The sequence below is a fragment of the Pseudomonas sp. P7779 genome (genome assembly GCF_013386315.1).
Lineage (GTDB): Bacteria > Pseudomonadota > Gammaproteobacteria > Pseudomonadales > Pseudomonadaceae > Aquipseudomonas.
On record NZ_JACARZ010000058.1, the window covers coordinates 1 to 12,324 of the forward strand.

The following is a 12,324-nucleotide window of genomic DNA, read 5'->3' on the forward strand; positions in this document are numbered from 1 at the left end:
GTTCCAGATGTGTTAACTGATACACCGCATTCGCGAGCAAGCCCGCTCCCACATTTGAGCTGCGGTGTCTTGGGAATCGTCGTTTACTGGGCCAGCCAGCCACCGTCGATATTCCACGCCGCGCCCCGCACCTGGCTGCCGGCTTCGCTGCACAGGAACAGCACCAGCTCCCCCAATTGCGGCGGTGTCACGAACTCCAGCGAAGGCTGCTTCTCCGCCAGCAAATCCTGCTGCGCCTGCTGCGGGTCAACCCCGCTGGCAATGCGGTCATCAATCTGCTTCTGCACCAGCGGCGTCAGCACCCAGCCCGGGCAGATGGCATTGCAGGTGACATTACTCTGGGCGGTCTCCAGGCCCACCACCTTGGTCAGCCCGATCACCCCGTGCTTGGCAGCGACGTAAGCCGCCTTGCCCACCGAACCCACCAGCCCATGCACCGAGGCGATATTGACGATCCGCCCCCAACCCTTGGCTTTCATGCCCGGCAGGCTCAACCGCGTGCTGTGGAACACCGACGACAGGTTGATTGCAATGATCGAATCCCAGCGCTCCACCGGGAATTCGTCCACCGGCGCCACATGCTGGATCCCGGCGTTGTTCACCAGAATGTCGATGCCGCCAAACTCGCGCTCGGCGTAGGCGATCATCTCGGCGATCTGCGCCGGGTCGCTGACGTCAGCCGGATGATGCCCGACCTTGCCGCCGAAGGCCTGCACCTGGGCGATCACCGCGCTGGCATCGCCGAAGCCGTTGAGGATCAGGTTGGCGCCGGCCTTGGCCAGGCTCAGGGCGATGCCCAGGCCGATGCCGCTGGTGGAACCGGTGACCAGGGCGGTCTTGCCGTTCAATGTCGTCATATCAACCTCACACAATGCCGGTGGCGTAGAAAGTACCAATCACCACGAACACCGCGAGGGTCTTGATGATCGTGATGCCGAAAATATCTTTATAGGCTTCGCGGTGGGTCAGCCCGGTGACCGCCAGCAGCGTGATCACGGCGCCGTTGTGGGGCAGGGTGTCCATGCCGCCGCTGGCCATCGCCGCGACCCGGTGCAGTACTTCAAGGGGGATATTGGCCGCATGGGCCGCTGAAATAAAGCTCTCCGACATGGCCGCCAGCGCGATGCTCATGCCGCCCGAGGCGGAACCGGTGATGCCGGCCAGCAGGGTCACGGTAATCGCTTCGTTGACCAGTGGGTTGGGAATGCCCTTGAGCCAGTCCGCCAGCACCAGGAAGCCCGGCAGCGAGGCGATCACCGCACCAAAACCGTATTCCGAAGCGGTGTTCATCGCCGCCAGCAGCGCGCCGCTGACCGCGCTCTTGCTGCCCTCGGCGAGCTTGCTGCGAATCGCCGAGAAGCCGAACACCAGCACCACGATAATCCCCACCAGCAACGCCGCCTGCACCGCCCAGATTGCCGTGAGCTTGGCGACTTCGGTCTGCACCGGCGCGCTCATGCCCGGCAGGCTGAGGATGTGGGTCTTGCCGTACCACAGCGGAATCCAGTGGGTGAACAGCAGGTTCATGATGCCCACCAGTAACAGCGGCGACAGCGCGATCCAAGGGTTGGGCAGCTTGATGTCTTCGGCGGTTTCCGGCTCGTTGCGCAGCTCGGTCCCATAGCCTTCACCGGCGCGCTGGGCCTTGTTGCGCTGGCGGGCCAGGTACAGCATGCCGGCGCAGAACACGAAGATCGTGCCGATCAGCCCCAGCCATGGCGCGGCCCAGGCGGTGGTGTTGAAGAAGGTGCTGGGGATGATGTTCTGGATCTGCGGCGTGCCGGGCAGGGCGTCCATGGTGAACGAGAACGCGCCGAGGGCGATGGTCGCCGGCAGCAAGCGCTTGGGGATATTGCTCTGGCGGAACATCTCGGCCGCAAACGGGTACACCGCGAACACCACCACGAACAGCGACACGCCGCCGTAGGTCAGCAGGGCGCACACCAGCACGATCACCAGCATCGCCTGGCGCGTGCCGAGCAACTGGATCGCGGCGGCGACGATGGAGCGCGAGAAGCCGGAGATTTCAATCAGCTTGCCGAACACCGCGCCGAGCAGGAATACCGGGAAATACAGCTTGAGGAAGCCGACCATTTTCTCCATGAACACCCCGGTGAACGCGGGAGCGACGGCGGAAGGGTCGGTGAGCAGCACGGCGCCGAGGGCGGCGATGGGGGCGAACAGGATGACGCTGTAGCCACGGTAGGCGGCCAGCATCAGCAGCGCCAGGGCCGCTAGGGCAATGATCACACTCATGGTGTGTCTCCATCTGATTGTTATTTTTGTGGGGGTGAGGCGGTGGGGAGGGGCTTTAGCGAGATGTGTGCCAAGTTATTAACTTATTGAAATATATAGATAAATTCTTGATTTGTGAGAGCGTTCTCAAGTTTTGTCCCGAATTTGAGACTGTTGGAGATCAAATGTGGGAGCGGGCTTGCTCGCGAATGCGGTGTATCAGGCAGTAATTCAGGCACTGACACACCGCATTCGCGAGTAAGCCCGCTCCCACATTGGATTTTCTCTGTATTTGGAATTGTGTCTCTGTTTTGAGATTATGCGATGCCCAGCGCAACCATTTTCTTGTACAAGGTCGACCGACCCAGCCCAAGCCGCTTCGCCGCCTCCACCACATTCCCCTCACAGTGCTTCAACGCCGCCCCAATCACCTGCCGATCAAACCGCTCCCGGGCCGCGCTGAAACTCTCGCCCTCAACGGTCTCTACCGAACTCTGCTCAACCGGGCTGAATGTACCAATTGCTGCGCGAATTTCACTGGCATCCAGCACCAGGTCATCACTCAACAGTGCCGCCCGCTCCAGCACATTGCGCAGCTCGCGGATATTCCCCGGCCACGCATGCTGCGCCAATAACGCCAAGGCCTCGCGGTCCAGCTCATGCTGGCTGCGCAACTCCTCCAGAATCGCCTCGCTCAACGCCGGCAAATCATCCAGCCGCGCGCGCAGCGGCGGTACCTGGATCGGCAGCACATTCAGCCGGTAATACAGGTCCGCCCGAAACTCGCCGCGCTTGATTGCCGCTTCCAGGTCCATGGACGTGGCCGCAATCACCCGCACATCACTGTGGATCATCTCGTTGGAGCCCACCGGCTCGAACTCTTTCTCCTGCAACACCCGCAGCAATTTGCTTTGCAGTGGTAGCGGCATGTCGCCGATCTCATCCAGAAACAGCGTGCCGCCCTGGGCAATCTGCAACTTGCCGGGTCGGCCCTTGCGGTCGGCACCGGTAAATGCGCCGGGCGCGGTGCCGAAGAATTCCGCCTCCAGCAAATCATGCGGGATGGCTGCGCTGTTGATGCTGACGAAAGCTTTATGGGCGCGAGGCGATGCACCATGAATCGCCTGGGCCAGCAGCTCCTTGCCGGTCCCGGTTTCCCCCAGCAGCAACACTGGCGACTCCGCGCTCGCACTGCGCCGCGCCCGACGTTTGACTTCCAGGCTGGCCGCGCTGGTGCCGATAAAGTGCGCGAAGTTGTATTTACTCTGCCGCGACCTCAGCAGCGACCGAGTGGAAGCCAGTTCCTGCTGCATGCTCAGGTAACGCTCGATCAGCGGCGACAGGTTGCGCAGCTCATCAAACAACGCAAACCCGATGGCGCCGATCACCTTGCCGGCGTCGTCATGGATCGGCAGGCGCATCACCACCAGCGGGCCTTTGGGCGTGTCCTGGATATCCAGCAATATCGGCTGGTCGTTACGCACCACCTGGCGCAACAGGCTGTTGGAAATCACCTGCTCGCAGGGTTGCCCGATGGCTTCGTCGGCGCTTTTCAGGCCGAAGCGCTTCGCGTAGCGCTCGTTCATCCAGACGATGTTCGCGTCACCGTCGACAATCACCGTGCCTTCGCTGGACTGCTCGATGATCTCGAACAGCGACTGGATCGCCAGGCCGCGAACGTATTGGTAATCCTTGAGGCTGCCAGTGGTGCTCATGGGTGCGCCGCCGCGAGGAGTTCCCGGGTGTAAGGGTGTTGAGGCGCGGCAAACACTTCATCGCTGGGCCCGCGTTCCACCACCTTACCGTCCTTGATCACGATCATGTCGTGGGCCAGGGCCCGCACCACCGCGAGGTCATGGCTGATAAACAGGTACGTCAGGCCGTACTTTTCCTGCAGCTCAAGCAGCAGGGCGACCACCTGTTTCTGCACGGTACGGTCCAGTGCAGAAGTGGGTTCGTCCAGCAGGATCAGCGCCGGCTTGAGCACCAGCGCACGGGCGATGGCGATGCGCTGGCGCTGGCCGCCGGAGAATTCATGGGGGTAGCGATGGCGGCTGGCAGGGTCCAGGCCCACGTCTTCCAGCACGCGAATCACTTGGGCTTCGCGGTCCTTGAGGCTGCACGGCGCATGCACTTCCAGGCCTTCGCTGATGATCTGCGCCACCGACATCCGCGGGCTGAGGCTGCCGAACGGGTCCTGGAACACCACCTGCATCTGCTTGCGCCACGGTTGCATCTGCTTTTGCGTCAGGCCGTCGAGGGCCTCGCCCTGGAAGCGAATCGCGCCGCTGGAATCCAGCAGCCGCAGAATCGCCTGGCCCAGGGTGGATTTGCCCGAGCCGGACTCGCCGACAATCCCCAGTGTCTTGCCGCGCTGTACCTCCAGGCTGATGCCATCCACCGCTTGCAGGTACTGCTTGCGCCGGAACAGTCCGCCGCCCAGCGGGAACTGCACACTCAGGTTATCCACCTGCAACACCGTCTCCCGCGCCTCGTGATTCAAGACGATGCCTGCCGGTTCAGCATCCAGCAGCAGGCGGCTGTAAGGGTGCTGCGGGGCGCAGAACAGGGTTTCGCAATCCGCCTGTTCGACAATTTCCCCGGCCTTCATCACGCACACCCGCTGGGCAATGCTGCGCACCAGGTTGAGGTCGTGGCTGATCAGCAGCAGCGACATGCCCAGGCGTTGTTGCAGGGACTTGAGCAGCAGTAGGATCTTGCGCTGCACCGTCACATCCAGTGCAGTCGTCGGCTCATCGGCAATCAGCAGTTCCGGTTCACAGGCCAGGGCCATGGCGATCATCACCCGCTGGCGCTGGCCGCCGGAGAGTTGGTGGGGGTAGGCCTTGAGGCGTTCCCGGGGCTTCTGGATGCCCACCAGTTCGAGCAATTCGAGGATCCGCGCCTGGGCCTGTTTGCCGCCCAGGCCCTTGTGCAACAGCAGGGTTTCGCCGATCTGCTTCTCGATGCTGTGCAGCGGATTCAGGGACGTCATCGGCTCCTGGAAGATCATCGCAATCCGGTTGCCCCGCAGTTTTTGCAGGGTGGCGGGCGAGGCGCCGAGCAGTTCCTGGCCGCGATAGCGCACCGAGCCGGTGGTTTCGGTGCCGGCTTCGGGCAGCAGTTGCAGGATCGAATGGGCGGTCACCGATTTGCCCGAACCCGACTCGCCCACCAGCGCCAGGCACTCGCCGGGGCGCACGTCCAGGCACAGCTTGCGCACCACGGTCTGGCCGTTGAAGGCGACACTCAGGTCGCGAATCTCGATCAGGTTTTCAGTCATCTCAACGGCCTTCATGAGCGTGGGTCGAAGGCGTCACGCAACGCCTCGCCGATAAACACCAGCAACGACAGGATCAGCGCCAGGGTGAAAAACGCGGTCAGTCCCAGCCACGGCGCTTGCAGGTTCTGCTTGCCCTGGGCGATCAGCTCACCCAGTGACGCGCTGCCGGCGGGCATGCCGAAACCGAGGAAATCCAGGGCGCTCAGGGTAGAAATCGCCCCGGTCAAAATGAACGGCAAGTAGCTCAGGGTGGCGGTCATCGCATTCGGCAGGATATGCCGGCGGATGATCTTGCCGTCCCCCAGGCCCAACGCCCGCGCGGCCTTGACGTACTCCAGGTTGCGCCCCCGCAGGAACTCGGCGCGCACCACGTCCACCAGGGCCAGCCAGGAAAACAGCGCCATGATCCCCAGCAGCCACCAGAAATTCGGTTCGACAAAGCCTGACAGGATGATCAACAGATACAGCACCGGCAGCCCGGACCACACTTCCAATATTCGTTGCCCGAGCAAGTCGACCCAGCCGCCGTAATATCCCTGCAAGGCACCGGCGGCGATGCCGATGGCGGCGCTGATGGCGGTGAGGGCCAGGGCAAACAGGATCGACACCCGGGCGCCGAAGATCACCCGCGCCAGCACGTCGCGGGATTGGTCATCGGTGCCCAGCCAGTTCACGCTCGATGGCGGGCTGGGGGCAGGGCGGGTCAGCTCATAGTTGGGGGTGTCGTCGCTGAACGGGATTGGCGGGAACAGCATCCAGCCGCCGTCCTTCTTGATCAGGTTCTGCACGTATTCACTGCGGTAATCCGCCTGGAACGGCAGTTGCCCGCCGAACTCCTGCTCGGTGTAGCGCTTGAACACCGGGAAATACAGTTCGTTCTGGTAGCTGAGCACCAGGGGTTTGTCATTGGCGATCAACTCGCCGCCGAGGGTCAGGATAAACAGGCCGATAAACAGCCACAGCGACCACCAGCCGCGGCGGTTTTTCTTGAAGCGTTCAAAGCGCCGACGGGCCACGGGAGAGAGCTTGAGCATCAGGCGTTCCTCGCGGCGAAGTCGATACGCGGGTCCACCAGGGTGTAGCAGAGGTCACCGATAAGTTTTATCAAGAGGCCAAACAGCGTGAAGATAAACAACGAACCGAACACCACCGGATAATCCCGTGAAACCGCAGCTTCGTAGCTCATGCGACCGAGGCCGTCGAGGGAGAAGATCACCTCGATCAGCAGCGAACCGGCAAAGAACACCGCGATAAATGCCTGGGGAATCCCCGAGATCACCAGCAGCATGGCATTGCGGAACACATGCCCGTAAAGCACCCGGCGTTCACTCAAGCCTTTGGCCCGGGCGGTGACCACGTACTGGCGGGTGATTTCATTGAGGAACGAGTTTTTCGTGAGGATGGTCAAGGTGGCGAAGCCGCCGATCACCAGGGCGCTGACCGGCAGTACCAGGTGCCAGAAGTAATCGGCGATCTTGCCGACGGTGCTCAACTGGTCGAAGTTTTCCGAGACCAGCCCGCGCACCGGAAACCAGTTCAACGAAGTGCCGCCGGCGAACACCACGATCAGGAACATTGCAAACAGGAACGCCGGCATCGCATAGCCAATCACGATCGCGGTGCTGCTCCACACATCAAAACTGCTGCCATGGCGCACCGCCTTGCGAATCCCCAGCGGGATCGACACCAGGTAGGTGATCAAGGTGGCCCACAGGCCGAGGGAAATGGTCACCGGCATCTTTTCGAGGATCAGGTCGGTCACGCTTTTGCCACGGAAGAAACTGTTGCCGAAGTCCAGCTGGGCGTAGCTCTTGAGCATCAGCCACAGGCGTTCCGGCGCGGGCCTGTCGAAGCCGTATTGTTTTTCGATGTCCTTGATCAGTTTCGGGTCCAGGCCACGGCTGGCCCGGGAGCCGCTGCTGAGGCTTTCGGCAGACGAGCCGCCGACGCCACCGCCGCCGATGCCTTGCAGGTGGGCGATGGCCTGTTCCACCGGCCCGCCGGGCGCGGCCTGCACGATAACGAAATTCACCAGCAGGATAATCACCAGGGTGGGAATGATCAGCAGCAAGCGCCGCACGATATAGGCAAACATCAGCGGGCTCCCGGGCGTTTGGTCAGTTCGGCTTTCATCTGCTCGTTAGTGAGCGGTGTGGGGCTGATTTCCCACCAGGTTTCCAGGGCCTCATCGGTCTTGGCTTCCACGGCCGGGCGGCCGAAGCGGTTCCACCACGCGGCGGAGGTGCCCGGCGGGTAGTAGTTGGGGATCCACAGGTAATTCCATTGCAGCACGCGGTCCAGGGCGTGGGCGTAACTGAGCATCAGCGACTGGGTATCGGCCTTGACCAGGCCGTTGATCAGGCTGTCGACGGCCGGGTCTTTCAGCACCATGTAGTTGTTGGCGCCGGTATCAAACGCGGCGGCCGAACCGAAGTAGTTGTACAGCTCCATCCCCGGCGAGGTGGTAACCGGGAAGCCGGTGACGATCATGTCGTAGTCCCGGGCCATCAGGCGGTTGACGTATTGCGAGGAGTCAATGCGGCGGATGTTGAGGGTGATGCCGATCTGCGCCAGGTTGCGCTTGTACGGCAACAACAGGCGCTCAAGGCCGTTCTGGGCGTTGAGGAAGGTGAACTCCAGCGGCTCGCCCTCGGCATTCACCAGCTTGTCACCGTCGGGCTTCCAGCCGGCCTGTTCCAGCAGGGCCAGGGCTTGCAGCTGCTTGTCGCGGATCATCCCGGTACCGTCGGTGGTGGGGGCCTTGAACACCTGGGTGAAGACTTCGTCGGGAATCTGCCCGCGCAAAGGTTCCAGAATCGCCAGTTCCTGGGCATCCGGCAGTTGGGTCGCCGCCAGCGGGCTGTTGGAGAAGAAGCTCTGCTGGCGGATGTACATGTTGCGCATCATCTGCCGGTTGGCCCACTCGAAGTCCCACAGCATGGCCAGGGCCTGGCGCACGCGGCGGTCCTTGAACATCGGTTTTTGCACGTTGAACACGTAGCCCTGGGCCGGCTGCGGTGCCTCTTTGGCCAGGTGCGCGCGTTGCAGGCGGCCATCATCGAGGGCCGGGCCGTTGTAGCCGATGGAGTAGCCGGTGGCAGAGAATTCGCGGTTGAAGTCATAGGCGCCCCCCCGCAGGACCTGGCGCGCCACTTCGGTGTCGCCGAAGTATTCCAGGCTCAGGTGATCGAAGTTGTACAGGCCGCGGCTGATGGGCAGGTCCTTGCCCCACCAGTTCGGGTCACGCTTGAACGTGATGGTGTTGCCGGCATCCACCTTGCTGATGGTGTAGGGGCCGCTGCCGAGGGGAATCTCGTAGCCGCCGCCGTCGGCGAAGTTGCGGGTCTTCCACCAATGCTCGGGGAACACCGGCAGGGTCGCGACATCCAGGGGCAGGGTGCGGTTTTCATTGCTTGCGAAATCGAAGCGCACCTGGCGCGGGCCTTCGACTTCGACGTGTTTGACGTCGGCGAACAGCGTGCGGTAGCGCAGGCTGCCTTGGGTCATCAGCAGGTCAAAGGAGTAACGCACGTCTTCGGCGGTGATCGGTTGGCCATCGGCGAAACGCGCCTTGGGGTTCAGGTAGAAACGCAGGGACAGACCGTCGTCTGACCGCTCCATCTTTTCCGCCACCAGGCCGTAGACCGTGTAGGGCTCGTCCAGCGAACGCAGGGCCAGGGGCGAATACAGCCAGCCGTCGACCTGGCTGACCCCGATGCCTTTGTCGCCATAAGGCAGTACATGGTCGTAGCGCCCGATTTCGATCGCCGAACGCCGCAGGCTGCCGCCCTTGGGGGCATTGGGGTTGGCGTAGTCGAAATGGGTGAAGCCGGGTTGGTATTTGGCCGGCTCGCCGTACACGGTCAATGCCGATTGCGGCGCGGCGATCACGGCGGTGCTGGCCAGCAACAGGGCCAGGGTGGAGCAAAACAGGGTAGAAAAAGCGACTCGCATTATCAGCCTTGGGCGCCGGGTGAAGAGGTAAAGGGATTTGTACGCTATGCGCGTACGCCTCGCCAGTCATCACACTGTCACAGATGCACAACGGCCCACCAAAGGGTGGGCCGTTGTTTAAACATTAGCGCGGACTGATCAGTCCTGACGGCTGGTTACTTCCAGCAGGTGATAACCGAACTGGGTTTTCACTGGGCCTTGCACGGTGTTGACCGGGGCGCTGAATACGACGGTGTCGAATTCCTTGACCATTTGGCCCGGGCCGAACGAACCGAGGTCGCCGCCTTGACGGCTGGACGGGCAGGACGAGTTGGCTTTGGCAACTTCGGCGAAGTCGGCGCCGCCTTCGATTTGCGCTTTCAGTTCGTTGCACTTGTCTTCGGTGGCAACGAGGATGTGACGGGCGGTGGCTTTGGCCATGAGGGATATCTCCTTGGGTAAAAATGCTGAGCGTACCGGATTCAGGTGGTTATTTCCTGGCAAAGTTCCCCTGGGTTGCCTGGACGGTCAGGATCGGGCCATTACGCCGCTGTGGGTCAGCCAATCGATAAACAGCGCAAACAGCTCCGCCTGGGAGTTGATTTCAAGCTTGGTATACAAATGCTTGCGGTGCATGCGCACGGTTTCCGGGGAAATGCCCAGCACCTGCGCGGTGGATTTCACCGAGTGCCCGCGCAATATCAGGTGGGCGATTTCCCGTTCGCGCACGGTCAATACGCCGCTGCCAAAATGCATGAACGCCGCTTCAATCTGCTGATGCACCTGGGTCTGGGTGAAGGCCTCGTCGCTGATCACCTTGCACAGCCCGCCCGTGGTGCCGAAGCGGCGCAGCAGTTCGCGCACGATGGGTTGGGCGGTTCGTTGCAGTGCCAGTTGTTCGTCGCTGAACTGGCCGGCACTCAGCCCCTGGAACATGCACAACGAAATCTTGCTGTTGGGGCACAGGTCGACGATGTAGTAGCTCTCCTGGGCGCCGCCGCTGCGCAGGTAGTAGGTTTTGTAGTACTCGCTGTTGAAGAAATCGTCCGGGGCGATCTGCGCCAGGTGGTAGAAACCTTCGGCCAGGCCCTTGTCTACCGCGAGGCAGAACGGGTCCAGCAGGTAGCCCCGGGAGAAGTAACGGTTGATGATCTCTTCGTAGTGCGGCCGGGGGATGCCTTGCTGGTAGAGCAAGTGTGGCGCCTGGCCCTGGCGCTCCAGGCTGATCATCATCGATTCGATAGGGGTCAGCGCACTGAGGGCGCAGGCCAGGTGTTCAAGGAATGACGCTTCGTCGACGCTGGCGAAGGCGTGGGCCAACGCACCATTCCAGGCGTCAAGCACCTGGAAGGACGGGGCAGGGCAGTGATCGGCATGCTCGTTCATGCCGGCCAGTCTACCCGCCGGCCAGGGCCCCGGCAAAAGCACCGGGGCGCCCAGGCTCATCGGCCTTGATACTCGCCGCTCTGGCGCAGCTCTTCGGCGGTGTCGAGGATGCACTGGCGCAGGATTTCCACCACTTGATCCACCTGGGCATGGGTGATGATCAGCGGCGGCGACATCACATTCAGGTGGCCAATGGGCCGTACCAGCAAGCCTTTGGCCTGGGCCCGCAGGTGGATCTTCTCGCCGATGTTCACCGCGTCCGGCAGCAGCGCCTTGGTGTGTTTGTCGGCGACGAACTCAATGCAGGCCATCAGCCGCTGGCAGCGCACATCGCCCACCAGCGGCAGGTTGGCCAGGGTTTGCAGGCGCTGTTCGAGGTACACACCGACGTCTTCGACATGGGCCAGCAGGTTTTCCCGCTCGATGATCTCGATGTTCTTCAGCGCCGCCACACAACTCACCGGGTGGCCGCTGTAGGTGAACCCGTGGGTAAAGCAGCGGCCCTTGCCCGGCTCGCCGATCACTTGCCAGATGCGCTCCGAGAAAATACACGCGCCCAACGGCAGGTAGCCGGACGTCAGGCCCTTGGCGGTGGTGATGATGTCCGGTTGCATGTCGAACACTTCCTGGGAGGCAAAGAATTTTCCCAGCCGGCCGAAGGACGTCACCACTTCATCCGCCACGTAGAGCAGGTCATAACGTTGGCAGACTTCCCACATGCGCCGGTGGTAACCCTTGGGCGGAATGATCACGCCGCCCGAGCCCATGATCGGTTCGGCAAAGAACGCGGCCACTTTGTCGGCGCCGATGGTCAGGATCTTGTCTTCGAACTCATCCACCAGGAAATCGAGGAACTGCGCCTCGCTCATGCCCTGCGGCGCCCGGTAGTAGTTGGGGCACGAAATGTGGTGGAACAAGTCGCTCATGAAATCGAATTCCGGCGCGCGGTCGGCGGCCTTGTTGCCGATGGACATCGTGAGGAACGTCGAGCCGTGATACGCACTGAAGCGCGAGATGATGTGTTTCTTCTCATGCTTGCCGCGACTGTTCTGATAGAACTGCACCAGACGATAGGCGGTATCGACAGCCGTGGAACCGCCGGTGGTCAGGAACACATGATCAAGATCGCCGGGAGCCAGGCTGGCAAGCTTGGCGCACAGTTCGATGGCGGTGACGTTGGCCATGTCGCAGAACGGGTTGGAATACGCCAGCTGGCGAACCTGGTTGGCGATGGCGTCTGCCATTTCCTCGCGGCCCAGACCAATATTCGTACACCACATGCCGCCGACCGCATCCAGGTAGCGGTTGCCGGCGGTGTCGTAGATGTAGGCGCCGTCACCCGCCGCGATATTCAGTGAGCCTTGTTCACGGTGTTCGTCGAACATATGAAAACCGTGCATGTAATGGGCCTTGTCGGCGGCGTCCAGTTGGTCGTGGTCGAACTGGGCGAAAAAGTCAGGATTTGGCAGGGTCATGGCGTTTACCTT

At 62.0% G+C, this 12,324-nt stretch carries 10 protein-coding genes; all 10 read right to left on the reverse strand.

Going from position 1 to position 12,324, the window contains the following annotated elements; genetic code table 11:
- Nucleotides 1-83: 83 nt before the first annotated feature.
- Nucleotides 84-857, reverse strand: a complete 774-nt coding sequence (locus HX869_RS17270; protein WP_008436986.1) for a 3-hydroxybutyrate dehydrogenase — start codon at nt 855-857, stop codon at nt 84-86.
- A gap of 7 nt (nt 858-864) precedes the next feature.
- A complete protein-coding gene (locus HX869_RS17275) occupies nt 865-2,256 on the reverse strand; it encodes a GntP family permease (RefSeq protein WP_178903391.1) in 1,392 nt (463 codons plus the stop codon).
- Nucleotides 2,257-2,552: 296 nt separating this feature from the next.
- Nucleotides 2,553-3,950, reverse strand: a complete 1,398-nt coding sequence (locus HX869_RS17280; RefSeq protein ID WP_003208015.1) for a sigma-54-dependent Fis family transcriptional regulator — start codon at nt 3,948-3,950, stop codon at nt 2,553-2,555.
- A complete protein-coding gene (locus HX869_RS17285; RefSeq protein WP_008436992.1) occupies nt 3,947-5,518 on the reverse strand; it encodes an ABC transporter ATP-binding protein in 1,572 nt (523 codons plus the stop codon). Before HX869_RS17285 ends, HX869_RS17280 begins: the two co-directional genes overlap by 4 nt.
- An 11-nt stretch (nt 5,519-5,529) precedes the next feature.
- Entirely contained in the window at nt 5,530-6,552 is a 1,023-nt protein-coding gene (locus tag HX869_RS17290) for an ABC transporter permease (protein WP_003208019.1), read from the reverse strand.
- Nucleotides 6,552-7,613: a microcin C ABC transporter permease YejB gene (locus HX869_RS17295; RefSeq protein WP_178903392.1), complete on the reverse strand. Its 1,062-nt coding sequence runs from the start codon at nt 7,611-7,613 to the stop codon at nt 6,552-6,554. Before HX869_RS17295 ends, HX869_RS17290 begins: the two co-directional genes overlap by 1 nt.
- The gene (locus tag HX869_RS17300) at nt 7,613-9,472 is read right to left on the reverse strand and encodes an extracellular solute-binding protein (protein WP_003208022.1); all 1,860 of its coding nucleotides are present in this window, start codon (nt 9,470-9,472) and stop codon (nt 7,613-7,615) included. Before HX869_RS17300 ends, HX869_RS17295 begins: the two co-directional genes overlap by 1 nt.
- 138 nt (nt 9,473-9,610) lie before the next feature.
- Nucleotides 9,611-9,892, reverse strand: coding sequence for a peptidylprolyl isomerase (locus HX869_RS17305; RefSeq protein ID WP_003208024.1), 282 nt, complete (start codon nt 9,890-9,892; stop codon nt 9,611-9,613).
- Nucleotides 9,893-9,979: 87 nt separating this feature from the next.
- Nucleotides 9,980-10,897: a response regulator transcription factor gene (locus HX869_RS17310; RefSeq protein ID WP_250884643.1), complete on the reverse strand. Its 918-nt coding sequence runs from the start codon at nt 10,895-10,897 to the stop codon at nt 9,980-9,982.
- Nucleotides 10,894-12,312, reverse strand: a complete 1,419-nt coding sequence (locus tag HX869_RS17315; RefSeq protein WP_003208028.1) for an aminotransferase — start codon at nt 12,310-12,312, stop codon at nt 10,894-10,896. Before HX869_RS17315 ends, HX869_RS17310 begins: the two co-directional genes overlap by 4 nt.
- Between the last annotated feature and the right edge of the window lie 12 nt (nt 12,313-12,324).